Genomic DNA, 26,095 nt, shown 5'->3' with positions numbered 1-26,095 from the left:
CAAAGGTTGGCTTTAGTACTTATTTAAATTGGCATCAGAGCCATGCAGCGCTTATCATGCGCTGTCATACCGTTTGAAAATAAACGGATTATGCGTTACGACGGAATTTAATATCCCATACGCCATGACCTAAACGGTGGCCACGTGCTTCAAATTTTGTTAACGGACGCTCATCAGGGCGAGGAATGAAATCGCCATCGGTAGCGATATTCTCATAACCTGGTGCCGCGTTCATTACTTCAATCATATGCTCTGAGTAATTTTCCCAGTCTGTTGCCATGTGGAAGATACCACCTTCAATCAGCTTAGGACGGATCATCTCAGCAAACTCAGCCTTAACGATACGACGCTTATGGTGACGAGCTTTATGCCATGGGTCAGGGAAGAACAGTTGCAGTGTGCTTACCGATGAATCAGGGATCATTGATTCAAACACTTCAACTGCATCGTGGCACATAACACGTAAATTTGTTACGCCAGCTTCTTTTGCTGCTGCAAGACAAGCACCAACGCCAGGACGGTGAACTTCAATACCTAAGAAGTTTTTCTCAGGAGAGTTCTGAGCCATCTCAACCAAAGATGCACCCATACCAAAACCGATTTCTAAAACGACAGGGTTGTTGTTACCAAACACCTCGTTCCAATCAAGCATTTGCTCAACGAAATCGATACCCATGTTAGACCAGCACTCAGTAATAGCGCCTTCTTGGCCTTTCGTTAAACGTCCTTCGCGGCGTACAAAGCTGCGAATTTTACGAACAATTTTACCTTCTTCGGTAAAGTCGTTTTTAGTCACTTCAGTCATGATTGGATAACCTGGTTATTCTCTGAACAAGGATTGTGGATCCGGCATTATCCAAAGTTTAGCTCAGTGTTCAAGTATTATCTTTGCTTTTCGCTATAAACAAGCTCAATTAAGGTAATTATCTCCCTTAATTAATAACCCTATTTTCTATCGGGTGTACAAAGCCACCACAGTGTGATGAGATCACAGTTAATTATAAAAATATGATCGAGCATGTCATGACTTCTTTTTCTCACGCCATTCTAGAGTGGTACGACAATTACGGCCGTAAGACCTTGCCTTGGCAATTAAATAAAACGCCTTATAAAGTATGGTTGTCAGAAATCATGCTACAACAAACCCAAGTTACTACTGTTATTCCCTACTTTGAACGCTTCATGGCTCGTTTCCCAACGGTTGTTGATTTAGCCAATGCGGAACAAAATGAGGTATTGCATTTATGGACTGGACTTGGTTATTACGCTCGCGCCCGAAACTTACATAAAGCGGCACAGATCATTGCTGAACAATATAATGGGAAGTTTCCAGAAACCATTGAAGAAGTCATTGCTCTTCCCGGTATTGGGCGCTCTACTGCTGGCGCTGTTTTGTCATTATCATTAAAACAACACCACCCTATTTTAGATGGTAATGTAAAGCGAACCTTATCTCGTTGCTTTGCTATTGAAGGTTGGTCTGGTAAAAAATCCGTTGAGAATGCCATGTGGGAGGTAGCAGAAGAACATACTCCTAAAGAAGGTGTTGAGCGTTATAATCAAGCCATGATGGATATGGGTGCAATGGTATGTACTCGCTCTAAACCCAAATGTGAATTATGCCCAGTCAATGACCTTTGCCAAGCCAAAGCCCAAGATCGTCAATTAGAGTTTCCGACTAAAAAACCTAAAAAAGATAAACCAACCAAAGAGGCATGGTTTGCTATCTACTATCATGATGGTGAGGTGTTACTAGAACAGCGACCTCAAACTGGTATCTGGGGAGGATTATATTGTTTCCCTGAACAACCAGAAAATACGTTAAATGATCTCTCTGATCGTTATGGTATGGACGTAAAATCAAGCCAGCAATTGATTGCTTTTCGTCATACTTTTAGTCATTACCACCTAGATATAACTCCCGTACTTATCACTCTGAACAAGAAACCGAACATGGTGATGGAAGGAACGCGTGGAGTTTGGTATAACTTATCCCAACCAATGACGGTAGGATTAGCAGCGCCAGTTCAAAAACTGCTGGATGCTTTACCGTTCGAAATTTCTAATGGAGAATAACCATGAGTCGCACTGTATTTTGCGTTCTTTTAAATAAAGAAGCCGATGGCCTAGATTTTCAACTTTACCCTGGTGAACTAGGTAAGCGTATTTTTGATAACATCTCCAAAGAAGCATGGGCTCAATGGCAGCATAAACAAACGATGCTGATCAATGAAAAGAAATTGAACATGATGGATCCTGAGCACCGTAAATTGCTAGAAACAGAAATGGAAGGTTTCCTGTTTGATGGCAAAGACGTTGTTATCGATGGCTACACACCACCAAGCGAATAATTTATACTAAATAAAGCAGTCTAATGACTGCTTTATTTTTATCTATTTCAGTACTATACCCAAGTAACCTCAAGGTGCTTGGGTATATGCACTTCTGCCGTTAATCTAATTATTGAATTCTTATCTATATTGTTTTTATGAAAAAAATTATCCTGATTGCTTCCGCTTGCCTTTTTCTTACCAGTTGTAGCCGAGAATCAATAGAATCTACTTTTGGGGTAAACTACGATACCACTAACCGTTTTGCCAAAAATCTAGCGCCTTTACCTGGCCAATTCACTAAAGATATTAAAGCGTTAGATTCGCTTATTAGTAGTTTTAGCGGTAATGTTGAAAAACGCTGGGGAAAAAATAACTTAGTAATTGCCGGAAAAAGCTCTTACGTAAAATACACTGATGGTTATCTAAGTCGCTCTCAAGTTAACTTTTCAACGGGTCAAGTCACTGTTGAAACTGTCGCAGGAACAGAGCCGAAAGCACATTTACGCCAAGCTATTATTACCACCCTTTTAACGCCTGATGACCCTGCTGGTGTCGATCTTTACTCTGATGCAGCAGTGACTCTCGGTGGAAAGCCGTTTTTATACCAACAGGTTGTCGATCAGGATAATAAACCGATTGAATGGTCTTGGCGTGCTAGCCGTTATGCTGATTACCTCATTGCTCACCATTTAAAAACCAAAAATATTGACTATAAAAAAGCTTACTATGTTGATATCCCTATGGTTAAAAACCACACTCAGCTACGAGAATATCAATATGCTGATATTGTTCGCGGTGCATCTCAACGTTATGACATCCCTGAAGATCTCATTTATTCTATTATTAGAACCGAAAGTAGTTTTAACCCTTATGCGGTAAGTTGGGCAAATGCGTACGGCTTAATGCAGGTGGTTCCTAAAACAGCAGGCCGTGATGTATTTAAGCTAGTTAAGAATAAACCGGGAGATCCAACACCCGAGTATCTTTTCAACCCTCATAACAACATTGATACTGGAACGGCTTATTTCTATATTTTAAAAACACGTTACTTAAAAGACATTCGTAATCCAGTGTCTAAACAATACAGCATGATTTCAGCCTATAATGGTGGAGCTGGTGGCGTATTAACTACCTTTAGTAGTAGCCGAAGTCGTGCAATTCAAGATATTAATAGCTTAAATCCAAATCAAGTTTATTGGGCTTTAACCAAAAAACACAAAAATGCGGAAGCTCGTCGTTATTTAGAGAAGGTTACCGCGTTTAAAAAAGAGTTTAATTCAGGGAAGATTTAGCGATAAAATCGCCTATTCGATGAATTATCAATCAAACAATCAAAAAAAGAGACTATTTTGAAAAAAAAAGTTGACGGTTGAGGCAAAAATCCGTTTAATAGCGCTCGTTGCCCGGATAGCTCAGTCGGTAGAGCAGAGGATTGAAAATCCTCGTGTCGGTGGTTCGATTCCGCCTCCGGGCACCATACAATAAGATTGTTGGTGTAGTTCTAGATTTATTAAATAAATGCTAGATCACGAATAGTCAAAAGAATTTAGTGTGCCGACTTAGCTCAGTAGGTAGAGCAACTGACTTGTAATCAGTAGGTCACCAGTTCGACTCCGGTAGTCGGCACCATTCTTTTGCCTCGATAGCTCAGTCGGTAGAGCAGAGGATTGAAAATCCTCGTGTCGGTGGTTCGATTCCGCCTCGAGGCACCATACAATTCCCTTTTAGTTCAGTTGGTAGAACGGCGGACTGTTAATCCGTATGTCGCTGGTTCAAGTCCAGCAAAGGGAGCCATACAATTTAGTCTTTATAGTTTAAAGATTAATAAAAAATTAGTGCCGACTTAGCTCAGTAGGTAGAGCAACTGACTTGTAATCAGTAGGTCACCAGTTCGACTCCGGTAGTCGGCACCATTTCTTCCTTGTAAGAAGAACACAAAATCTGTTCCCTTTTAGTTCAGTCGGTAGAACGGCGGACTGTTAATCCGTATGTCGCTGGTTCAAGTCCAGCAAAGGGAGCCATATTCAAAATCTTGTCTTAGGATGAGTTTTTTTATTACTGATTTAATTCAGTGATAGCAAAAAAATTAAGTGTGCCGACTTAGCTCAGTAGGTAGAGCAACTGACTTGTAATCAGTAGGTCACCAGTTCGACTCCGGTAGTCGGCACCATTTTTTTGCCTCGATAGCTCAGTCGGTAGAGCAGAGGATTGAAAATCCTCGTGTCGGTGGTTCGATTCCGCCTCGAGGCACCATTACAATTCCCTTTTAGTTCAGTCGGTAGAACGGCGGACTGTTAATCCGTATGTCGCTGGTTCAAGTCCAGCAAAGGGAGCCATATTAAAAAGCCTCATCATTTGATGAGGCTTTTTTTATGCTTGTTATTTATTAAATGCAGCACTACCATACCTTCCATTCGTATTGGCTCTTCATCTAAGGTTAAACAATGACTGATACTCCATCAGGAAAACCAAGCAACACTGGTATCAAGCGTGTAATCAAAGCGACAGGTTTTTCTATTCAAGGTCTTAAAGCTGCTTTTAAACACGAAGCAGCCATCCGCCAAGAGTTAGCGATGCTCGTTATTGCAACTCCTATTGCCCTACTTTTAGATGTGACTGTAATAGAAAAAATCTTATTGGTTGGTGTGTTTGTTCTTATTTTTATGATTGAGCTTTTAAACTCGGCTATAGAAGCGGTTGTAGACCGTATAGGCCCCGAACATCATGAATTAAGTGGCAGAGCTAAAGATATTGGCTCTGCGGCTGTATTTGTCGCTCTGTGCTTTGCTGGCTTTACTTGGTTAATGATCCTAGGCAGCAACTACCTTTAATTAATTATAAGGACGATTCTAATGAACCCTATTATTCAAACATTAAAAGAACACAATGTTAGTGATGAGAAGATCGCTGAAGTATTTCAAACGCTAACACAAAATCCATTAGCAGCAATGGCTATCATTCAAAGCTTAGGTATTCCCCAAGAAAAGCTGCAACCACTAATGATGCAAGTGATGACAAATCCAAGCTTAATTAAAGAAGCAGTTGAAGAACTAGGTTTAGATTTCTCTAAAGTAGAAGAAGCAAAAGCAAAGCTTGAAGAGAATCAATAAACCTTTTTAATGAGCAACACTAAAGCCCTGACTTCGGTTGGGCTTTTTATATCGAGAGATCGATGCTGTGCTTTCTATATCCCAGATACAACAAAGCCCCGATTTTCATCGAGGCTTTATCGTTTAAATATGGTACCGGTAGGCGGACTTGAACCGCCACTCCTTTCGGAAACGGATTTTGAATCCGTCGTGTATACCAATTTCACCATACCGGCTTTATCAGCATTGCTGCTTGATGTGGTTGATTATACTCAGAGATGATCTTGGCGCAAGCTCTTTATTACTCTTAGTTTTTTGTTTGCTGAAATAATCAGCATTTATTTACAATCTGATTTTTATTTTTGCTTTCACTATCGTTATACTGCTGCCAGTTTTTTAATTTATGGAAGATAAAATGACAACACAAAAACAAGCGGGCTTTATGCGTCGCATGGGAGCTTGGTTCTACGATACATTAATCATCAGCGCTATCATGATGCTAACTGGTGGCGCTATCGTCGCTACTCTTGAAATGCTTTATGGTGCAGGGATCATTAGTTATGGTGACTTTCCAGATGTAAGCTCTTATTTAAACCATGACCCATTATGGCGTAATCTTTACCCAATTACTCTTATCTCTATATTTGTAGGCTTCTTTGCTTACTTTTGGTGTAAAGGCCAAACGCTTGGAATGCGCGCTTGGAAACTTCAAGTACAGCAGCTTGATGGCTCACCAATCACCCTAACTCAAGCGATTATTCGTATGTCGACTTCAGCTTTTGGTTTGGGCAACCTGCTTGTGTTTATCTCTAAAGACAATGCAGCGTTTCAAGATACTTGGGCAAAAACTCGTGTTATCGTTTTAGATAAAGCAGTTTAAATAATACCAATCGTAGTAAATAACAGCACATATAAAAAAGGAGATACTCTGCAGTATCTCCTTTTTACGTTAAAGCTTTCTATTTAGTAACCCTAAGGTTATAAATAAAAATATCAAACTGGGCCCTAAAGCGCCGAATATCGGATGAATGTTGTATACCAATGTCATTGGGCCAAACACTTCATTTGAAATATAGAAGGTAAAGCCTGCAATCACACCAGATAAAATACGAGCCCCCATAGTAACACTTCGTAATGGACCAAACACGAATGAAAGCGCTAAGAGCATCATTACCGCAACCGATATAGGCTGCAGTGCTTTACGCCAAAATGCCAACTCATAACGTGCTGCATCTAACTCTGAATCTTTTAAGTAATTCACATAATCATAAAGACCAGTAAGAGACTGCTCTTCAGGCTTAACCGTTACCACCGCCAACTTATCTGGTGTTAATGTCGTAGCCCAATTCAACGTATCCACTTTCTTTTCACTGATTTTTGCTTCATTTTTCATCTGAGTAATAGAAACATCACTCAGCATCCAACCCGCATCTTTAGATTGATAATCCGCTTTACGCGCAAATAAAATATTATTTAATTTATGCTCATCATCAAACTGCCATACCGTCACACCGTAAAGCTTAGCTTGATTATCCACTCGGGCTAAATAAATAAAATCATTGGCATCTTTTGCCCAGACCCCAGCTCTCACCGCTGCAATATTACCGCCAGATGTAGCGAATGCTCGTAAATCACGCGCCATCTTTTGTGCTTGCGGTGCGCCCCATTGCCCTAATGCCATGACGATTAACATTAGAGGAATAGCCGTTTTCAGTACTGAGATACCAATATCCAGCTTTGAATAGCCTGCCGCTTGCATTACCACCAATTCAGAGCTTGCAGCTAACATACCAAGGCCGATCAAGGCGCCAAGTAATGCTGCCATTGGGAAAAACATTTCAATATCACGAGGCATACTTAAAATAACAAAATACAACGCATCGAGAAGATCGTATGTCCCTCTACCCACTTTACGTAATTGCTCAACGTATTTGATAATTGAAGATAAACCAACCAAGGTAACCAAGCATAATGCAGAGGTCGCAATGATTGTACGGCCAATATACCAATCTAAAATCTTAAACATGTTTTGGTTTTCTCCGCATTTTTTCTTTCAATTGCCTTACAAACACACTGTCCATTGAGTTCAATACAATCCCGATAATTAATAGCACGGCATTAATGGCCCACAATCCAACATAGGGTGCTAATCCCCCATCTTCAATGGCTGACTTTCCTGCACTTAATGATAAGAAATAGGCAAGATACAAAAGAACCGCTGGCCCTAGCTTCGCAAAGCGCCCCTGACGTGGGTTAACGGCAGATAAAGGCACAACAACCATGGTTAATAATGGAATACAAATAATCAAAGAAATACGCCATTGTAGTTCTGCTTTTGCTTCCAACTCACCACGTTTGATTAAATCTAATGTCGGTATCGCATCCCAGTCTCTACGTTTTTCTTTCACTTCTTTTTGCCCAATTAAGAGCTCATAAGATTTGAAGTTACTTTCAAGATAATCCAAACGAGTTGGTATCCCTTCATAACGCGTTCCGTCTTGTAAATCTAAGACCTGACGACCATCAGGAAGCTCTTTAACTACCCCTTTTTCAGCGACGAGTACGCTTGGACGTAATGACTCATGTGGTACTGGCTGAGCTAAAAATATATTCTCTAGCTGCTTACCATTTTTGTTGCTGATATCATCAATAAATACAACAGCTTTACCATCTGGAGAACGTTGAAACTGACCTTTTTGCAGTAAATCAATACCGGCATCCGATTCAACCGTTTCCATTAATTGAGTGGTTTTTTCCTGGCTCCAAGGAGACAACCACAATGAGTTTACCGCAGCAGCAACTCCGGTGATTAAAGCCAGATATAATGCGGCACGAATAAGAATCGAGTTTCCCATTCCTGTCGCATTCATTACTGTTATTTCACTCTCCGCATAGAGACGACCAAAGGTAAGCAAAATACCAATAAAAATACTCAATGGAAGCATCAATAAGCCCATTGCTGGCATATTCAAACCAACCAAAGACAAAATCAAACCACCAGGAATGTCACCATCAGAAGCATCCGCTAAAATGCTAATAAACTTTTGACTCATGAAGATCAAAAAAAGCACAAAAAAGATCGCAAATTGACTCTTTAATGTCTCCTTGATCAAATATCTAATAATAATCACGTCGAATCTACCTATAGAAAACTTGTATTTTTGCCAGAATCACTATAATTTCCGTGTAAACCATTTATTTTTTAATCTTTGGCTAGATGTTAGCCTGCGAAATCGGAACACTACATAGTATAGTATCTAGCTAGATTTTGCTCATTATCTAACATTTAGTTCTATTTGTCTTTAGGATGTAGGAGTACGCATGGAGTTCAGTGTAAAAAGTGGCAGTCCAGAGAAACAACGCAGCGCTTGTATCGTTGTTGGTGTCTTTGAACCACGTCGTTTATCTCCAATAGCAGAACAGCTCGATAAAATTAGCGACGGTTACATTAGTTCATTACTTCGTCGTGGTGATCTAGAAGGTAAACCGGGCCAAATGCTGTTATTGCATCAAGTACCAAATATTCTTTCTGAGCGTGTTTTATTAGTAGGTTGCGGTAAAGAACGTGAGCTTGGTGAACGTCAATATAAAGATATCATCAAGAAAACCATCAGCACACTAAATGAAACAGGCTCTATGGAAGCGGTATGTTTCCTAACAGAGCTTCACGTTAAAGGTCGCGATACGTACTGGAAGGTTCGCCAAGCTGTTGAGTCTACTAAAGATAGCCTATATACCTTTAATCAATTTAAGAGCAATAAACCTGAGACGCGCCGTCCATTACGCAAGTTAGTATTTAATGTACCAACTCGCCGTGAACTAAACTTAGGTGAAAAAGCAATCAACCATGGTTTGTCTATTGCTTCTGGTGTAAAAGCCTCGAAAGATTTAGGCAACATGCCACCAAACGTAGCAAACCCTGCATACTTAGCTTCTCAAGCTCGTCGTCTTGCTGACGATTATGAAACCGTAACGACTAAAGTTATCGGTGAAGAAGAGATGAAGAAACTAGGCATGACGTCTTACTTAGCCGTTGGTCAAGGTTCTCATAATGAATCTATGATGTCGATTATGGAATATAAAGGCCATTCTGATCCAACCGCGAAACCTATCGTACTTATTGGTAAAGGTCTGACTTTCGATTCAGGCGGTATATCTATCAAACCAAGTGATGGTATGGATGAGATGAAGTACGATATGTGTGGTGCTGCGTCTGTATTTGGTGCAATGAAAGCGCTAGCACAGCTTAACCTGCCATTAAACGTTGTAGGTATTCTTGCTGGTTGTGAAAACATGCCAAGCAGTAATTCTTATCGTCCTGGTGATATCTTAACCACGATGTCAGGTCAAACAGTTGAAGTATTAAATACTGATGCTGAAGGTCGTTTGGTACTGTGTGATGCACTGACTTATGTGGAGCGTTATGAGCCTGAGTGTGTTGTCGATGTGGCAACATTAACAGGTGCTTGTGTTGTTGCACTTGGTCATCATATCAATGGCTTAATCGCAAACCACAATCCTTTAGCTCATGAACTTATTAATGCCTCTGAGCAATCAGGTGATCGCGCTTGGCGTTTACCTATGTCTGAAGAGTACAACGAGCAATTAAACAGCCCGTTTGCAGACATGGCTAACATTGGCGGAAAGGCAGCAGGTACTATCACTGCAGGTTGTTTCCTAGCTCGCTTTGCTAAGAAATACCACTGGGCTCACATTGATAGTGCGGGAACCGCTTGGGTCTCTGGTGCTAATAAAGGCTCAACAGGCCGACCAGTCTCATTGCTTGTCCAGTTCTTACTGAATCGTTCAGGCCAAGAAAACGTAGAATAAATCACTTCGTTTTATGATATAAAGGGCCTCTAAATGGCCCTTTTTTAATACATGCGATTTAGCTTCTTTCCGTCATTTATTAAGTAAGAGAGATTATGAGCCAAGCACTTTTTTATGTCCTTGAACCCACATCCCCAACAGCCACTCAAGATGGACTGTTGAAATTTGTGTGTCAGCTTGCTCATTATTATTATTCTCAAAATGCGAGAGTGTATATATTAGCTCAAGATAAGGAACAGGCTTTATCAATTGATGAAGCGCTTTGGCAGAATGAAGTATCAGAATTTACTCCACACAACTTAATTGGAGAGGGACCAAAATCTGGCTCCCCTATTGAGATTGGTTGGGGAACGTTACGATCATCAGGCCGACGTCATGTATTAATAAATTTAGCTCAAGAGGTCGCAAATTTTGCGGTTTCCTTTGCTCAAGTGGTAGACTTCGTACCCTGTGAAGAAAAAAGCAAACAACACGCTCGAGAAAGGTATAAAATATACCGAAATGCAGGCCGAGCCATGCAAACCGAGACACTAAAATAGTGCCAATCATCATAGCTAAATGACTCATATATTTATCCTTTTTAATAATGAGCCATTAATTATGATATTTGGCATTCCACTTTTTAATAGAGATATTCGTGACGAACACTATGGAAAAGACATATAACCCGCAATCAATAGAACAAGCTCTGTACCAGACTTGGGAAGAAAAAGGCTACTTTAAGCCACACGGTGACACATCAAAAGAAGCTTACAGCATCATGATCCCGCCACCAAACGTCACTGGTAGCCTACACATGGGTCACGCTTTCCAAGATACGATCATGGATACACTTATCCGTGCTGAACGTATGAAAGGTAAGAATACCCTTTGGCAAGTGGGTACCGACCACGCAGGTATCGCAACTCAAATGGTTGTTGAGCGTAAGATTGCGGCAGAAGAAGGCAAAACAAAACACGATTACGGTCGTGACGCTTTCATCGACAAAATTTGGGAATGGAAAGCAGAATCAGGCGGCACAATTACTAAGCAACTTCGCCGCCTAGGTGCATCTGTAGATTGGGATCGTGAACGATTCACAATGGATGATGGCCTATCTAATGCCGTTCAAGAAGTGTTTGTTCGCCTATACGAAGATGACCTAATCTACCGTGGTAAGCGTCTTGTTAACTGGGATCCTAAACTGCACACCGCTATTTCTGATCTAGAAGTTGAAAACAAAGATAAAAAAGGCTTCATGTGGCATTTCCGCTACCCACTAGCAAATGGTGTTAAAACTGCTGACGGTAAAGACTACATTGTTGTAGCAACAACGCGTCCAGAAACCATGCTTGGCGATACGGGTGTTGCGGTAAACCCAGAAGATCCTCGTTACAAAGATCTTATTGGTAAAGAAATCCTACTTCCAATCGTTAACCGTCTAATCCCTATCGTAGGTGATGAGCACGCGGATATGGAAAAAGGCACGGGCTGTGTGAAGATCACTCCTGCACACGATTTTAATGACTATGAAGTTGGTAAACGTCACCAACTGCCAATGATCAATATCCTAACGTTCAATGCAGATATCCGTGATGCGGCTGAAGTTTTCACCACAAACGGCGAAGCAAGCGATGTTTACTCAACAGAACTTCCTGAAAAATACCAAGGCATGGAGCGCTTTGCTGCTCGTAAAGCCATCGTTGCTGAGTTTGATGAGCTAGGTCTTCTTGAAGAAATTAAAGATCACGACTTAACGGTTCCTTATGGTGATCGTGGCGGCGTTGTGATTGAGCCAATGCTGACTGACCAATGGTACGTACGTGCAGCAACACTTGCTGAGCCTGCGGTTAAAGCGGTTGAAGATGGTGAGATCCAGTTCGTTCCTAAGCAATACGAAAACATGTACTTCTCTTGGATGCGTGATATTCAAGACTGGTGTATTTCTCGTCAACTTTGGTGGGGTCACCGTATCCCAGCTTGGTACGACAACGACGGTAAAGTATACGTAGGTCGTACTGAAGAAGAAGTTCGTGCTAACAACAACCTTTCTCCAGTTATCGTTCTTCGCCAAGACGACGATGTACTTGATACATGGTTCTCTTCTGCACTATGGACATTTGGTACACAAGGCTGGCCTGAGCAAACGGAAGATCTGAAAACATTCCATCCTTCAGATGTTCTAGTAACGGGTTTTGATATCATCTTCTTCTGGGTTGCTCGTATGATCATGATGACCATGCACTTCAACAAAGATGAAAATGGTAAAGCACAAGTACCGTTCAAGACAGTTTACGTAACAGGTCTGATCCGTGATGAAAACGGCGACAAGATGTCTAAGTCTAAAGGTAACGTACTTGACCCTATCGATATGATCGATGGTATTGGTCTTGAAGAATTAGTTGAAAAACGTTGTGGCAACATGATGCAACCTCAACTAGCGAAGAAGATTGAAAAAGCAACACGTAAAACCTTTGAAAACGGTATCGAACCATACGGTACTGATGCTTTACGTTTCACTCTTGCAGCAATGGCTTCAACGGGTCGTGATATCAACTGGGATATGAAACGTCTTGAAGGTTACCGTAACTTCTGTAACAAACTATGGAACGCAAGCCGTTACGTATTAATGAACACAGAAGAGCACGATTGTGGCATGACTGAAGGTGCAGAACTTGAGTTCTCGCTAGCAGACAAGTGGATCGAATCTCAGTTTGAAATCGCAGCAAAAGAATTTAATGCTCATCTAGAAAACTACCGTCTAGATATGGCAGCAAATACGCTGTATGAATTCATTTGGAACCAATTCTGTGACTGGTATTTAGAGCTAACTAAACCGGTTCTATGGAAAGGCACTGAAGCACAACAACGTGCAACGCGTTACACGCTAATTACGGTTCTTGAGAAAACATTACGTCTTGCTCATCCTGTTCTTCCTTACATCACTGAATCTATCTGGCAGAGCGTTAAGCCGCTAGTTAACGGTGTTGAAGGTGAGACTATCATGACTCAAGCATTACCTCAGTTTAATGAAGAAAACTTCAACGCTGATGTGGTTGCTGATCTTGAGTGGGTTAAAGCCTTCATTACAAGCATTCGTAACTTACGTGCTGAATACGACATCGCACCAAGCAAAGGCTTAGATGTGATGATTAAAGTCGCTGACGAAAAAGACGCTGCGCGTATTCAAGCCAATGAGATTGTTCTGACTTCTCTAGCGAAACTAGACAGCATCAAAGTGCTTACTGACAATGAAGAGACACCAGCGTGTGCAACCTCTCTTGTTGGTAAATCAGAGTTGATGATCCCAATGGCGGGTCTTATCGATAAAGATGCAGAACTTGCTCGTTTAGATAAAGAATCAGCAAAAATCCAAGGCGAAATTAAACGCATTGAAGGTAAGTTAGATAACGAAGGTTTTGTTGCTAAAGCACCTGAAGTGGTTATCGCTAAAGAGCGCGAAAAACTAGAAGGCTACAAAGAAACACTGGCTAAACTAGAAGCGCAAAAAGTAACAATCGCTGCGCTATAAGTAAACACTTACCATGAAGCATAAAAAAGGCCGATGTTAACGCATCGGCCTTTTTATTATCCGTCTATTTTTATCACTAAAAATCAATTCACTAAAATTAATGGGGTTACTTACAAAGGGAAGTGAATTACATTTTCAGTTTTTGATAACCCAATCTCAAGCTCATGATGTTGCCCGTCAAGCATGACAGAAACCACATACAAATCATTTGGATTTTTCGTTTGGTCATCCCAATATTTCGGCGCTTCAACCTGAAATAACGCAGAAACATGATCGCCTCTTACATCAACAGGGATCGTTAATGTCATGCCATCAAATTTAATGCTAGCTGAAATTAAATTTGGTTTATACATTTTAAAATGAACATCGACTTTAAGCTCACAACCGTGGTGCCATATTTGCTCTATACTAATATGATTCAACGAAAGATGGGGAATTGGCTGGAAAAAACAGACTCCAAACACACCAATATCATCTTTAATATCGCTGTCTTTTACTGCACCAAAACGATAATGATATGCCTGATTTATTTCACAGACATTGCTGACTTCATCATCATCTAATAACCAATCATCATCATCTTCTTCTAAAAAGAGAACTTCGAAGCGATTACCACCTAACTGCAAAAACTCTTTGATGTCTTTACGGTAGCGGGCCATTTTTTCAATACAATCAAATACGGCTACGCCATTAATCCGCACCTCGGCATAGCGAGAGATCCCACTCATTACTAATTCAACCGCAGGATAATTCAGCAGTGTTTCATCTACTTCAAAAAAACGCATTAAATGCCATTCTTGATTATCTGCATCTTCAACAGAAAGGGTATCATGAGCAGAAGCAACGCCTTGTTGAATTGGAATGTCTTTAATGGACAATGTTGTGTCAGTTAATGGTGAAAGTTGCCATAACGCTTCTTTGCCATTAAGTATAATTCTTGAGTTCATTACTATATTCATCCCTAAAAAAATGCCCTACACTTGTTATTACAAGCCTAGGGCACAGTCTCTCAATTGTCGCTATTCAACAATTTTTTATTCGTCGTCACCATCTTCTATAACGTCATACTCAGCGTCTTCGCCTTCGTAGTATGTACCCCAACCATCATAGATAATGTCGAATTTCTCAGCCAGTTGAACCAATTTCTCTACTTGAGCATCAATAACTTCAGCATCTAACGCTGAATCCATTACTGCATCACAGCAAAGGATCTTAGCGCCATCTTCATCTTCAAGCTCTTCAGCTTCTAATACTTCAAAGCCCATTTTAAATGCTTCAACAACCGCATTTTCAAGCGCTTTAAAATCTTCAGCCATTAAATGGTGCTCAATCGCATACAGTGCATCCGGCTCACTACCATCGGCTTTTAGCGATTCAATAATTTCACGCGTTTCCGCTTTTTGCAATTCAAGAAATTGCTCAACCGATAGATATTCATCTTCTTGAGACATAGTAAGGCTCCACACTGTATAAAATAATAGAAATTAACTTAGTCATTATAGCCTGCTCAAACCAAATTCCCTAGTACTTCAATAATTAAAGAATAATCCCCTACTATACGGTATTATTTCTCTTACTAGCTGTAGATATTAGAAAGGAATCTTATGAATAAGCTATTTGTTGGCTCTGAAATTGGCCAATTACGCCGTGTTATTCTTCACCGTCCAGAAAGAGCACTTGCTCACCTTACCCCAACAAACTGCCACGACTTACTGTTTGATGATGTGCTCTCTGTTGAAAAAGCGTTGCTAGAGCACGACCAATTTGTAGCAACATTAGAATCTCAAGGTGTAGAGGTATTACTGCTACAGAATTTACTTGAAGAAACTCTGCAACACCCTGAGGCCAAACAATGGCTGCTCAAGCATCAAATTTCTCATTATCGCTTTGGCCCTACTTTTTCTAATCAAATTAGGGCGTTTCTGCTTGAAAAAGACAACAAGGAGCTGGCTTCAATTTTATTAGGTGGTCTTGCCTTTATTGAGCTGCCATTTAAAGCTCCCTCGATGTTGCAGCAACTGAGTGACCCTTTTGATTTTGTCATTGAGCCATTACCAAACCATTTATTTACTCGAGATACTTCATGCTGGATCTATGGTGGTGTTTCCATTAATCCAATGGCTAAAGACGCACGAAAAAGAGAATCGAACCATTTACGTGCAATTTATCGCTGGCACCCTATATTTTCTCAACAGGTATTTTCACAATATTTTGAAAATGAAAACCGAGATTACGACAATGCCACCATTGAAGGTGGGGATGTACTAGTTATTGGCAAAGGTAACGTACTGGTTGGTATTTCTGAACGAACCACTCCTCAAGGTATTGAGAATCTAGCAAAGCAATTATTCCGAACTCATCAAGCCAAGCAAGTTATCGCTATTAAGCTACCTGAAGATCGATCATGTATGCATTTAGATACCGTCATGACTCATATGGACCATAACGTATTCTCTGTCTATCCAAGAGTAATCAATAAAGACATGCCTTGCTGGTCAATCACACCTTGTGGTGAACAGCACCTTGCGATTAAAGAGATGCCTAATTTTCAAAATGTATTAATGGCAGCGTTAGATCTCGATGAGTTAAATATCATTACGACAGGCGGGGATAGCTATGAAGCAGAACGAGAGCAATGGCACGATGCCAATAACGTGCTAACCATAAAACCTGGCGTTGTCGTAGCGTATGAGCGTAATACTTATACCAATGAGAAATATGATAAAGCTGGCATCAAGGTTCTTCCAATTACAGGCGATGAATTAGGCCGTGGTCGTGGTGGTGCGCGTTGCATGAGTTGCCCAATAGAAAGAGACGGCATTTAGCCTCAACACAAAATAAAATTTAAATATAAATTCACATTACCTGCATTTATATGCTTAAATGGATTTTATCAGATTAGCATTCATGGCAAGGAGCACACGATGGCTTTTAACTTACGTAATAGAAATTTTTTAAAACTATTAGATTTTTCCCCTAAAGAGATTGCACATTTACTTGAGCTGTCTGCTGAGCTAAAAAAAGCAAAATACGCGGGGTATGAGCAACCTCGCCTGTCAGGTAAAAACATTGCACTTATTTTTGAAAAAGCCTCTACTCGCACACGTTGTGCCTTTGAAGTTGCCGCTTTTGATCAAGGAGCAAGAGTCACTTACCTTGGTCCGTCGGGCTCTCAAATTGGTCAAAAAGAATCGATGAAAGATACCGCTCGTGTACTCGGACGCATGTACGATGGCATCGAATACCGTGGCTTTGGTCAATCGATTGTTGAAGAACTGGGGGAGCATGCTGGTGTTCCTGTATGGAATGGATTAACTGATGAATTCCACCCGACTCAAATTTTAGCTGATTTTCTTACTATGCAAGAATATGCAAATGGTAAGCAATTAAACCAACTTACTTTTGCCTACCTTGGTGATGCACGTAATAACATGGGAAATTCTCTTATGGTTGGTGCCGCTAAAATGGGCATGGAGATCCGCCTTGTTGCACCAAAACAATTTTGGCCAGAAGAGGAACTCGTTGCTCAGTGCCAATACATTGCGGCGCAAACAGGGGCTAAAATTGTGCTGACCGAAGAGGTACAACAAGGCGTGAAGAATTGTGATTTCTTATACACTGACGTTTGGGTTTCTATGGGAGAAGCCCCCGAAGCTTGGGATGAACGTGTCGCCTTAATGACCCCTTATCAAATCAATATGGATGTGATTAAAGCAACCAATAATCCGAACGTAAAATTCATGCACTGCCTACCAGCCTTCCATAATGACGAGACAAGAATAGGCAAAGAGATTGCAGATAAATATGGCATGAATGGGCTCGAAGTCACTGATGAAGTCTTTGAATCTGACTACTCTATTGTATTTGATGAAGCAGAAAATAGAATGCACACCATCAAGGCCGTTATGGTTGCAACACTAGGGAGTTAATCCCTCTTGTTTTAAAAAGTAATCAAAAGAAAATTTGATGCAAACGCTTGCTTAGAATTTCGATACGAGTATAATCCCGCGCAATTTATTAGGAAATTGTGATGTTATTGACTTATATTCATACAGTGGTTGACCATGTATCTACACTAGCAAAGTGTGGTGGCCCCCTATTTTTTGAGTTTCCTAATTAACGATTTTTTAAAGCCTCCTATTTTATAGGGGGCTTTTTTTTGACTTCAATATGATAAATAAAAGGGAAGAGAGACTATGGCTAACTCGCTATACCAAAAGCACATCCTTTCTATTCCAGAACTTTCTCGTCAAGAGTTAGAACTGATTGTAGAAACTGCAGGGAACATTAAAAAAGAACCTCAACCTGATTTATTAAAAAATAAAGTGGTTGCTAGCTGTTTTTTTGAAGCGTCAACTCGTACCCGCCTTTCTTTTGAAACCGCAATTCAGCGCTTAGGTGGCTCTGTTATCGGTTTTGATACTGCAGGCAATACTTCCCTTGCTCAAAAAGGTGAAACACTGGCTGATTCTGTTCAAGTGATTACCTCTTATGTTGATGCTTATGTTATGCGTCATCCAAAAGAAGGGGCTGCACGTTTAGCTTCTGAATTCTCTAATGGCACTCCAGTTATTAATGCGGGCGATGGTGCAAACCAACACCCGACGCAAACACTATTAGACTTATACACCATCTATGAAACCCAAGGCCGTTTAGATAATCTAAACATCGCCTTTGTAGGGGATTTAAAATACGGTCGTACTGTTCATTCATTAACCCAAGCGTTAGCCAAATTTAATGGTATTAAGTTCTTCTTTATCGCACCTGAAGTCTTAGCGATGCCAGATTATATCTGTGAAGAATTAGACGCACTTGGCATTGAATATCAATTGCTAAACAGCATGGATGAAGCGATTCCGGAGTTAGATATTCTGTATATGACTCGCGTTCAAAAAGAACGTTTTGATGAATCAGAATACGCACACATTAAATCTGCTTATATCCTTTCTGCAGAAAACCTAACGCCTGCCCGTGAAAACTTAAAAGTATTACACCCACTACCTCGTGTTGATGAGATTGATACTAATGTTGATAGCACCCCGTATGCTTACTATTTCCAACAAGCAGAAAATGGTGTTTATGCTCGACAAGCTTTATTAGCTCTTGTTCTTAACGAAACACTTTAGGGAGAAATGATAATGCCTAACAAAACTCAATTACGCGTTGAAGCAATTAATAACGGTACGGTAATCGATCACATCCCTGCAAACATTGGGGTGAAAGTACTTAAACTGTTTCAAATGGATAAGACAGCAGAGCGCGTGACGATTGGTTTAAACCTTCCCTCTTCTGCGTTAGGAGCGAAAGATTTACTTAAAATTGAAAATACATTTGTCACGCCAGAGCAAGCGAGCAAATTGTCATTATATGCGCCACACGCAACAGTAAATCAAATTGAAAATTATGAGGTAGTGAAAAAAATTCCTCTTGTTCTTCCTTCACAAATTACTGGGGTATTCGAGTGCCCAAACAGTAACTGTATTACTCATGGTGAGCCGGTTGATAGCAGTTTTAAAGTTATCACTAAAAAAGATGATATCCATTTAAAATGCAAATACTGTGAGAAAGTATATTCACGCGAAGTGGTTACTGATTTAAATTAATCTCATACTTAGTTCAATATTTTTCAGCCTCAGATCTTCTGGGGCTTTTTTATTGATAAGGTTTGTTTTATATTGGATTGATTGAACCGAATACCAATCAAAAAGGAATCATTACAATGACTAAAGTTCTTCATACAGACAATGCACCTGCTGCAATTGGCCCATACATTCAAGGTGTTGATCTTGGTAATATGGTACTAACTTCAGGCCAAATCCCTGTAAACCCTGCGACAGGTGAAGTGTCTGATGATATTGCAGAGCAAGCTCGCCAATCTTTAGAGAACGTTAAGGCAGTTGTAGAGGCTTCAGGCCTAACGGTATCTGACATTGTAAAAATGACCGTTTTCGTAAAAGATCTGAATGACTTTGGCACAGTAAACGAAGTGTATGGCAACTTCTTTGATGAGCATAAAGTAGCGAACTACCCTGCACGTTCTTGTGTTGAAGTCGCTCGTCTTCCAAAAGATGTTGGTATTGAGATTGAAGCAATTGCTGTTCGTAAATAATTAACACCAGCAATGCCGTAAATAAAGTAAGGCAGCCATTGGTATCACTAATCTCTGCCTTATTTTTATGCCAATACAATTAATTCGATAAATATTGTGTCGCTTTATCAAAAACCGTTTCAAACCATACAGAAAATACAGCAGGATTATTTGTTAATTCTTGCTTAATACGGCTCTGGCTCCACCACTGAATATCACTAACTTCATCAGGATTCAGCGTAAATTCCACATCAGGTGTATTAGCCAGTAATATGTAATCTTGCTCATGTTCACTCAATCCATTCTCCAACTCAGCTTGATAAATAAACCAACCTAGATTTTCAAACACATTAGCGTTAACACTCGTAATACCTATCTCTTCTTCCAATCGTCTCTCGCCAGCAAGCTCGACCGATTCATGTAATCTTGGATGAGAGCAACAAGTATTACTCCACTTTCCTTTACTGTGATATTTACAGTCTGCACGCTTCTGTAATAGAAATTCATACTCATCTTCTGTTTTTCGATACAGCAAAACGGAAAAAGCCAAGTGCAATAACCCTTTTTGGTGGGCTTCTAGCTTTTCCATGGTCCCAATGGTTTCACCTTGTTGATTTACAAGGATAACTTGTTCAGTCATTTTTATTCTACACACGAAAGAAAAAGGGCATATAGCAAGCCATACACCCCTTAATAATTATTATAATTAAAACTTAAGCTTGATTGCGCTCGGCAACTTCTTTATTTAATTCTTCCAGCTTAACTTTCATTTGTTCACGACATTCATTGGCAAAATCACGAACGTTATTTTTGTCGTAACCATCAGTACTTACTGGAGGTAAAATTTCAACAATAACAGTGCCGTTGTTCCAACGATTTAATTTAACGCCATCTGTGCTACTACATACAATTGGAGTTACTGGTACTTCAGCAGCAAGCGCGGCATGAAATGCGCCAGTTTTAAATGGCAATAAACCACGACCACGTGAACGAGTGCCCTCAGGAAACATCCAAACAGACACATTACGTTTTTTAATATTGTCAGCAACTTGAGCAATCGTACCCACCGCTTTGCTACGATTATTACGATCAATCAAAATGTTACCGGTGATCCAGTATAACTGACCAAACAGTGGCATCCACGCTAAACTCTTTTTGCCAACCGTTACTGTACGAGGCTGGATAGCACCTGAGACAGTAAATAGATCCCAGTTATTCTGGTGATTAGCAATGTACAAACTTGGGCCAGCATTTTTTACACTATCAGGAACGCGTACTTCAAGTTTAATACCAAACACTCGCGACATACGAGCAAACCACAAGCCAAACGTATAAACGTGTTTTGGATTTCGAGGGCTAAGTAAACAATAGCCACAACCAAATACAAACGTAAAGACAGCAAAGATAGCCAAAGCAATTAGGCGTAACAATGCGATCATAAGTGTTTCTCCTACATACAAACAATAAAAAACCGGGTCATTATATACCCGGTTTCCGCTTAGCTTTTTTAGCAAAATAATCTGTTGATTAGATTTCGCTGCTACGAACTCTTTCGATGTTCGCACCTAATGCGGTTAACTTATCTTCGATCTTATCATAACCACGGTCGATATGATAAATTCGATCAACAATTGTTTCACCTTTTGCTATACAACCAGCGATAACAAGGCTTGCAGAGGCACGTAAATCTGTCGCCATCACTTGAGCACCACTTAAACCATCAGTATCGCCACAAATAGCGGTATTACCTTCGATTTCAGCATGAGCACCCATGCGTTGCAGTTCAGGAATATGCATGAAACGGTTTTCAAAAATCGTTTCAGTAATAATGCCAGGGCCTTTTGCCATCATGTTTAACAAAGTAAACTGTGCTTGCATGTCTGTTGGGAATGCAGGGTGTGGTGCTGTACGGATATTTACCGCTTTAAGCTCACGACCAGTCATATCCAGGCTAATCCAATCTTCACCCGTTTCAACTTTTGCACCGGCTTCTTCAAGCTTAGCAAGAACGGCTTCAAGTAGATGCGCTTTAGTGTTCTTACAAACAACTTTACCGCCAGATACCGCAGCAGCAACTAAGAAAGTCCCCGTTTCAATACGGTCAGCAACCACTTCATGATAACCACCACCAAGACGCTCTACGCCTTCAATCGTAATCGTATCTGTACCCATGCCTGATACTTTCGCACCAATCGCATTTAGGAAGTTAGCAGTATCAACGATTTCAGGTTCACGCGCTGCGTTTTCTAAAATAGTTTTACCTTCAGCCAATGTTGCTGCACACATTACAGTGATTGTTGCACCAACACTTACTTTATCCATTACGATATGAGCGCCTTTCAGACGACCATCAACTTCCGCTTTAACGTAGCCTTCTTCAAGCTTAATCGTTGCGCCAAGCTGCTCAAGTCCGTGAATATGAAGATCAACAGGACGAGCACCGATAGCACAACCACCAGGTAACGACACTTGGCCTTTACCAAAGCGAGCAACTAATGGGCCAAGCGCCCAAATTGATGCACGCATCGTTTTTACAAGATCATACGGTGCACAGAAATCATTAACACCGCTAGCATCAATATGAACTGAACCATTACGAGAAACATTAGCACCTAGGCGTTGTAACAACTCCATGGTTGTATCTACATCACGTAATTTTGGAACGTTTGCAACTTCTACTGGTTCTTCAGCCAGCAGTGCTGCAAATAAAATTGGCAGTGCAGCATTTTTTGCACCAGAAATCGTAACCTCTCCAGAAAGTGGTTTTTCACTTCCTTGAATTCGAAACTTATACATTCAAAGGGCCTCTTAGAATAAGCTATTTAATTTTTTATCACGTGCCCACTCTTCCGGAGTAAACGCTTTTATTGATAGAGCGTGAATGGTATTTGTTGAGATGTGTTCCATCAAAGGTCCGTAGATGGTTTGTTGTTTTTTAACTCGGCTCATTCCATTGAACGATTCATCCACAGCAATAACTTCAAAATGGCTTCCTTCACCTTTAACGTGAATCTCTTGAAGTTGAAGTGCTGCGTCTAATAATTCTTTAATCTCGGCGCTTTCCATTACTCTACCTTTTGCGTTATTAAGTGATCAGCAAACAATGATTCCACATTACTTAATTGAATTAATGTAATGAGCTGATCAGGGACGAAAGCTAGCATTATATGACAGTTTTGATTTTTTGCATGCTCTATTAGGTGTAAAAGTAACACTACCCCTGCTGAGTCAATGCGATTAACGTGACCTAAGTCTACCTTTACTTGTGTTGATTTAGGTTTCCATTCTGTCAATTCTTTCCAAATATTCGGCACAGTCTCACGATCAAGGGCTCCATTTAGATGAATTTCATCTATTTTCGTCTCACATAAGTCCACCATTAGCATTATTTACTGCCTTCTAGGCGAATAGGTTGCTGCGCTAAAGAAGCCAATTCTTTACTTACTGAGCTAATGCCTTCTTTGCGAATTTTACCATTCCACTCTGACTGTTTGGTGGATAAAAGACTGACGCCTTCGGCAACCATATCAAACGCCTGCCACTCTCCCGTTTTCTTATTCTTACGCAGTTTAAAATCCACTTTTACCGTTGGGCGAGCAGAATCTAAAATATCAACACGAACGCTGATAATTCTTTTACCCTCAGGTATTTTTTTCGCTTTTTCTAATACAATTTGTTGGTTTGTATATAGCGTTAATACTTGAGCATAAGATGACACTAAATAATCACGAAACGCAGTAACAAACTCAGCACGTTCTTCTGGTGAGGTTTTCTTTAAATGAGTGCCTAATAACTTATAAGCGGCATATCTCACATTGACGTATGGCATTAACTCTTCATCAACCACCGTTTTTAATACATTAGGATCAGACTGAATCGCAGCTTGCTCTGCTTTCAAGCGTGCAAACGTCATTTCAGATACCTGAGCCATCATTTCGTATGGTTTTGTTTTATCGATATCTTGAGCCTGAACTGTACCTGTAAATAAACTTACTATAAGGGCAAATAGGCTAATCCACTGTTTCATTACTCATTCTCACTTTTCTCTGACGAATCGCCACCAATGCTATACAGCACTTGGCCTATCATATCTTCTAGAACTAAAGCCGATTTAGTGTCTTCTATATAATCACCGTCTCCAAGCATATCAATGTCTTCATCAACAAAGCCCGGTACTATGCCTATGTATTGTTCACCAATTAATCCTGAGGTTAAAATTTGTGCCGCAGAGGTTTCAGGAAAAGAACCAAATTGCTTATCGATCTCCATACTTACTATTGGTAAATAACTTTCAGTATCTAGCGTGATGCCTTCTACACGCCCAACCACAACACCACCAACCTTTACTGGCGAGCGTGACTTTAAACTGCCAATATTATCGAACTGAGCATTTAGCGTATAATACTCACCACTGCCACCACTTCGAACATCCGCAACTTTAAGTAATAACATGAGTAACGCAGCCATTCCCGCTAATACAAAAAGACCAACAAAAAATTCTACCTTACGTGTCTGTTGCATAATTAATTCCCAAACATCAGTGCTGTCAGCACAAAATCAATTCCTAATACCGCCAGTGACGAATGCACTACCGTTCGTGTTGTTGCCAGCGAAATACCCTCAGACGTTGGCGTCGCATCATAACCATTAAATAAGGCAATCCACGTAACCATAAACGCAAACACCACACACTTAATTAGACTGTTTACGATGTCATAGCGCACATCAACCGATGACTGCATTAATGACCAAAAACTACCATAATCAATGCCTTTCCATTCAACACCGACAATTTGACCGCCCCATATTCCTACCGCCATAAAGATCATTGCAAGTAATGGCATTGAGATAATTCCAGCCCATAATCTCGGTGCAATAACACGGCGTAGAGGATCAATCGCCATCATTTCCATACTTGAGAGTTGCTCGGTGGTTTTCATTAACCCAATTTCTGCGGTTAAAGCAGAACCAGCGCGCCCTGCAAATAATAGCGCTGTCACCACAGGCCCTAGTTCTCTTAATAAAGATAATGAGACAAGCTGCCCTAAACTGGTTTCAGCACCGTAATCAACCAAGATAATGTAGCCTTGTAAGCTGATAACCATTCCGATAAATAAGCCAGAGACGACAATAATAACTAAAGAGCGGACCCCGACGGAATATAACTGAGTTAATAGCAATGGAAACATTTTGAGAGGTTGAGGCTTTGAAATTAAAGCCCCTAATAGCATGAATGTCGCACGCCCAAATGCTTCACAAACCGATAAAAAACGCTTACCAAGCTGCTCGATAAATAAGATAAGAGAAAAGTTACTCATGAGAAAACAACACCTCATTTAATGGTTTGGCTGGGAACCGAAAAGGAACAGGGCCATCAGATCGCCCATCCAAAAACTGCCGAACTTGAGGGTCTGGATTCTCTTCTAATTCTTTTGGCGAGCCTTGAGCAATGACTTTTCCATTTGCTAATAAATAAACATGATCCGCAATACTCATGACTTCTGGTACATCATGAGAGACCACAACTGAGGTCAAACCTAACGCATCATTTAAATTACGGATCAAATCAACCAAGACCCCCATGGTTATTGGATCTTGGCCAACAAAAGGTTCGTCATACATAATTAAATCAGGATCTAATGCAATTGCACGAGCTAATGCTGCTCGACGCGCCATACCACCGGATAACTCACTTGGCATTAAATCAGAAGCACCACGTAGACCCACAGCTTCAAGTTTCAATAACACTAAAGTGCGGATAAGCTCTTCTGGTAATCGAGTGTGCTCTCGTAATGGAAACGCGACATTATCAAACACATTCATATCAGTAAAAAGTGCTCCTGATTGAAATAACATACCCATTTTTTTTCGTGCTAAATAAAGCGCCTTTCTTCCCAGTTTAGGAATATTCCACTCTTCAAAATGAATATTTCCAAACTCAGGGAAAATCTGTCCACCAATCAATCGTAATAATGTCGTTTTCCCTATCCCTGACGGCCCCATAATGGCGGTAATTTTTCCTTTTGGGACAGACAAACTAATGTCATCAAAAATCACTCGCTCACCACGTTTAAAAGTGAGATTTTCTACTTTTATTAAGGTTGTTTTTTTATCCATATCAATATAATTCATCTAAAATCACTTTCTAACAACACCTGCATAAGTATACGTTAAGTTACCGATGCCATTTCTTTTTTTTAACATTGTTGCGATTATCCCTAAGTAAAGGCGTCCTTTTCTCTTT

General features: G+C 40.4%; 28 protein-coding genes and 10 tRNA genes. 23 read left to right on the top strand and 15 right to left on the bottom strand.

The window, feature by feature from the left end; all coding sequences use genetic code 11:
- Positions 1–88 precede the first annotated feature (88 nt).
- Complete coding sequence (gene trmB, locus PVK71_RS13625; protein WP_130046900.1) at positions 89–805, bottom strand: tRNA (guanosine(46)-N7)-methyltransferase TrmB; 717 nt, start codon at positions 803–805, stop codon at positions 89–91.
- 218 nt (positions 806–1,023) lie between these two features.
- Between trmB and mutY the strand changes: the two genes are divergently transcribed.
- The 14 genes from mutY to PVK71_RS13555 all read left to right on the top strand — a co-directional run bounded on the left by mutY (position 1,024) and on the right by PVK71_RS13555 (position 5,443).
- Positions 1,024–2,076: an A/G-specific adenine glycosylase gene (gene mutY, locus PVK71_RS13620; RefSeq protein ID WP_274419331.1), complete on the top strand. Its 1,053-nt coding sequence runs from the start codon at positions 1,024–1,026 to the stop codon at positions 2,074–2,076.
- Positions 2,077–2,078: 2 nt separating this feature from the next.
- On the top strand, positions 2,079–2,351 hold the full coding sequence (locus PVK71_RS13615) for an oxidative damage protection protein (protein WP_130046902.1): 273 nt from the start codon (positions 2,079–2,081) through the stop codon (positions 2,349–2,351).
- A 137-nt stretch (positions 2,352–2,488) separates the two neighbouring features.
- Positions 2,489–3,625 (top strand): membrane-bound lytic murein transglycosylase MltC, encoded by a 1,137-nt coding sequence (gene mltC, locus PVK71_RS13610; RefSeq protein ID WP_130086932.1) that lies wholly within the window; start codon positions 2,489–2,491, stop codon positions 3,623–3,625.
- A 109-nt stretch (positions 3,626–3,734) separates the two neighbouring features.
- A tRNA-Phe gene (locus tag PVK71_RS13605) sits at positions 3,735–3,810 on the top strand.
- Between the two features lie 76 nt (positions 3,811–3,886).
- A tRNA-Thr gene (locus tag PVK71_RS13600) sits at positions 3,887–3,962 on the top strand.
- 7 nt (positions 3,963–3,969) lie between these two features.
- Positions 3,970–4,045 (top strand) — tRNA-Phe (locus tag PVK71_RS13595).
- A gap of 6 nt (positions 4,046–4,051) precedes the next feature.
- A tRNA-Asn gene (locus PVK71_RS13590) sits at positions 4,052–4,127 on the top strand.
- Between the two features lie 43 nt (positions 4,128–4,170).
- Positions 4,171–4,246, top strand: a tRNA-Thr gene (locus PVK71_RS13585).
- 32 nt (positions 4,247–4,278) lie between these two features.
- Positions 4,279–4,354, top strand: a tRNA-Asn gene (locus PVK71_RS13580).
- A 73-nt stretch (positions 4,355–4,427) separates the two neighbouring features.
- Positions 4,428–4,503 (top strand) — tRNA-Thr (locus PVK71_RS13575).
- A 7-nt stretch (positions 4,504–4,510) separates the two neighbouring features.
- A tRNA-Phe gene (locus PVK71_RS13570) sits at positions 4,511–4,586 on the top strand.
- A 7-nt stretch (positions 4,587–4,593) separates the two neighbouring features.
- Positions 4,594–4,669, top strand: a tRNA-Asn gene (locus PVK71_RS13565).
- A gap of 108 nt (positions 4,670–4,777) precedes the next feature.
- On the top strand, positions 4,778–5,164 hold the full coding sequence (locus tag PVK71_RS13560) for a diacylglycerol kinase (RefSeq protein WP_274419330.1): 387 nt from the start codon (positions 4,778–4,780) through the stop codon (positions 5,162–5,164).
- 21 nt (positions 5,165–5,185) lie between these two features.
- Complete coding sequence (locus PVK71_RS13555) at positions 5,186–5,443, top strand: DUF2999 domain-containing protein (protein WP_045102898.1); 258 nt, start codon at positions 5,186–5,188, stop codon at positions 5,441–5,443.
- A gap of 130 nt (positions 5,444–5,573) precedes the next feature.
- Here the strand turns inward: PVK71_RS13555 and PVK71_RS13550 are convergent.
- Positions 5,574–5,658, bottom strand: a tRNA-Leu gene (locus tag PVK71_RS13550).
- Positions 5,659–5,837: 179 nt separating this feature from the next.
- Here PVK71_RS13550 and PVK71_RS13545 point away from each other — a divergent pair.
- Positions 5,838–6,302 carry an RDD family protein gene (locus PVK71_RS13545; RefSeq protein WP_165366842.1) on the top strand — a complete coding sequence of 155 codons (465 nt, stop codon included), beginning with the start codon at positions 5,838–5,840 and terminating at the stop codon, positions 6,300–6,302.
- A 69-nt stretch (positions 6,303–6,371) separates the two neighbouring features.
- Here the strand turns inward: PVK71_RS13545 and lptG are convergent, their stop codons facing one another.
- A complete protein-coding gene (lptG, locus tag PVK71_RS13540; RefSeq protein ID WP_130046905.1) occupies positions 6,372–7,448 on the bottom strand; it encodes an LPS export ABC transporter permease LptG in 1,077 nt (358 codons plus the stop codon).
- The gene (gene lptF, locus PVK71_RS13535; protein WP_274419329.1) at positions 7,441–8,553 is read right to left on the bottom strand and encodes an LPS export ABC transporter permease LptF; all 1,113 of its coding nucleotides are present in this window, start codon (positions 8,551–8,553) and stop codon (positions 7,441–7,443) included. The genes lptG and lptF overlap by 8 nt, the downstream gene beginning before the upstream one ends.
- A gap of 190 nt (positions 8,554–8,743) precedes the next feature.
- Here lptF and pepA point away from each other — a divergent pair, with 190 nt between their 5' ends.
- From pepA to PVK71_RS13520, 3 genes are all read left to right on the top strand, one after another.
- A complete protein-coding gene (gene pepA, locus PVK71_RS13530; RefSeq protein ID WP_274419328.1) occupies positions 8,744–10,252 on the top strand; it encodes a leucyl aminopeptidase in 1,509 nt (502 codons plus the stop codon).
- Between the two features lie 95 nt (positions 10,253–10,347).
- Complete coding sequence (locus PVK71_RS13525) at positions 10,348–10,791, top strand: DNA polymerase III subunit chi (RefSeq protein WP_130044376.1); 444 nt, start codon at positions 10,348–10,350, stop codon at positions 10,789–10,791.
- 110 nt (positions 10,792–10,901) lie between these two features.
- The gene (locus PVK71_RS13520; protein ID WP_274419383.1) at positions 10,902–13,763 is read left to right on the top strand and encodes a valine--tRNA ligase; all 2,862 of its coding nucleotides are present in this window, start codon (positions 10,902–10,904) and stop codon (positions 13,761–13,763) included.
- Between the two features lie 110 nt (positions 13,764–13,873).
- Here PVK71_RS13520 and PVK71_RS13515 read toward each other — a convergent pair whose 3' ends face one another.
- Entirely contained in the window at positions 13,874–14,710 is an 837-nt protein-coding gene (locus PVK71_RS13515; protein WP_274419327.1) for a glycosyl hydrolase 2 galactose-binding domain-containing protein, read from the bottom strand.
- Positions 14,711–14,797: 87 nt separating this feature from the next.
- Positions 14,798–15,214 (bottom strand): ribonuclease E inhibitor RraB, encoded by a 417-nt coding sequence (rraB, locus tag PVK71_RS13510; RefSeq protein ID WP_060992512.1) that lies wholly within the window; start codon positions 15,212–15,214, stop codon positions 14,798–14,800.
- A gap of 153 nt (positions 15,215–15,367) precedes the next feature.
- On the opposite strand from rraB, the gene arcA reads away from it, so the two are divergent.
- The 5 genes from arcA (at position 15,368) to PVK71_RS13485 (ending at position 19,872) form a co-directional block, all read left to right on the top strand.
- Positions 15,368–16,588 carry an arginine deiminase gene (arcA, locus tag PVK71_RS13505; protein WP_274419326.1) on the top strand — a complete coding sequence of 407 codons (1,221 nt, stop codon included), beginning with the start codon at positions 15,368–15,370 and terminating at the stop codon, positions 16,586–16,588.
- A gap of 99 nt (positions 16,589–16,687) precedes the next feature.
- Positions 16,688–17,692, top strand: a complete 1,005-nt coding sequence (gene argF, locus PVK71_RS13500) for an ornithine carbamoyltransferase (protein WP_274419325.1) — start codon at positions 16,688–16,690, stop codon at positions 17,690–17,692.
- Between the two features lie 267 nt (positions 17,693–17,959).
- Positions 17,960–18,889, top strand: coding sequence for an aspartate carbamoyltransferase (pyrB, locus tag PVK71_RS13495; RefSeq protein WP_274419324.1), 930 nt, complete (start codon positions 17,960–17,962; stop codon positions 18,887–18,889).
- A 12-nt stretch (positions 18,890–18,901) separates the two neighbouring features.
- The gene (pyrI, locus tag PVK71_RS13490; protein ID WP_130044440.1) at positions 18,902–19,366 is read left to right on the top strand and encodes an aspartate carbamoyltransferase regulatory subunit; all 465 of its coding nucleotides are present in this window, start codon (positions 18,902–18,904) and stop codon (positions 19,364–19,366) included.
- Between the two features lie 116 nt (positions 19,367–19,482).
- Entirely contained in the window at positions 19,483–19,872 is a 390-nt protein-coding gene (locus PVK71_RS13485) for a RidA family protein (RefSeq protein ID WP_005417516.1), read from the top strand.
- A gap of 79 nt (positions 19,873–19,951) precedes the next feature.
- Here the strand turns inward: PVK71_RS13485 and idi are convergent, their stop codons facing one another.
- The 9 genes from idi to mlaF all read right to left on the bottom strand — a co-directional run bounded on the left by idi (position 19,952) and on the right by mlaF (position 25,968).
- Positions 19,952–20,491, bottom strand: coding sequence for an isopentenyl-diphosphate Delta-isomerase (gene idi, locus PVK71_RS13480; protein ID WP_130046912.1), 540 nt, complete (start codon positions 20,489–20,491; stop codon positions 19,952–19,954).
- Positions 20,492–20,564: 73 nt separating this feature from the next.
- Entirely contained in the window at positions 20,565–21,290 is a 726-nt protein-coding gene (locus PVK71_RS13475; RefSeq protein ID WP_274419323.1) for a 1-acylglycerol-3-phosphate O-acyltransferase, read from the bottom strand.
- An 88-nt stretch (positions 21,291–21,378) separates the two neighbouring features.
- Complete coding sequence (murA, locus tag PVK71_RS13470) at positions 21,379–22,647, bottom strand: UDP-N-acetylglucosamine 1-carboxyvinyltransferase (protein WP_274419322.1); 1,269 nt, start codon at positions 22,645–22,647, stop codon at positions 21,379–21,381.
- A 12-nt stretch (positions 22,648–22,659) separates the two neighbouring features.
- Positions 22,660–22,917, bottom strand: coding sequence for a BolA family iron metabolism protein IbaG (gene ibaG, locus PVK71_RS13465; RefSeq protein ID WP_122036590.1), 258 nt, complete (start codon positions 22,915–22,917; stop codon positions 22,660–22,662).
- Entirely contained in the window at positions 22,917–23,237 is a 321-nt protein-coding gene (locus PVK71_RS13460; protein ID WP_130086904.1) for an STAS domain-containing protein, read from the bottom strand. The genes ibaG and PVK71_RS13460 overlap by 1 nt, the downstream gene beginning before the upstream one ends.
- Positions 23,237–23,878: a phospholipid-binding protein MlaC gene (gene mlaC / locus PVK71_RS13455; RefSeq protein WP_130044385.1), complete on the bottom strand. Its 642-nt coding sequence runs from the start codon at positions 23,876–23,878 to the stop codon at positions 23,237–23,239. The genes PVK71_RS13460 and mlaC overlap by 1 nt, the downstream gene beginning before the upstream one ends.
- Positions 23,878–24,372, bottom strand: coding sequence for an outer membrane lipid asymmetry maintenance protein MlaD (gene mlaD / locus PVK71_RS13450; RefSeq protein ID WP_274419321.1), 495 nt, complete (start codon positions 24,370–24,372; stop codon positions 23,878–23,880). The genes mlaC and mlaD overlap by 1 nt, the downstream gene beginning before the upstream one ends.
- 2 nt (positions 24,373–24,374) lie before the next feature.
- Complete coding sequence (gene mlaE / locus PVK71_RS13445; protein WP_274419320.1) at positions 24,375–25,169, bottom strand: lipid asymmetry maintenance ABC transporter permease subunit MlaE; 795 nt, start codon at positions 25,167–25,169, stop codon at positions 24,375–24,377.
- Entirely contained in the window at positions 25,162–25,968 is an 807-nt protein-coding gene (gene mlaF / locus PVK71_RS13440; RefSeq protein WP_274419382.1) for a phospholipid ABC transporter ATP-binding protein MlaF, read from the bottom strand. The genes mlaE and mlaF overlap by 8 nt, the downstream gene beginning before the upstream one ends.
- Positions 25,969–26,095: the final 127 nt, after the last annotated feature.

Origin of the sequence: Aliivibrio sp. S4MY1, assembly GCF_028765545.1 — a bacterium.
Taxonomy (GTDB): Bacteria; Pseudomonadota; Gammaproteobacteria; order Enterobacterales; family Vibrionaceae; genus Aliivibrio.
Note: the sequence above shows the minus strand (reverse complement) of the source record. Positions and strands in the feature narration are given on the sequence as shown.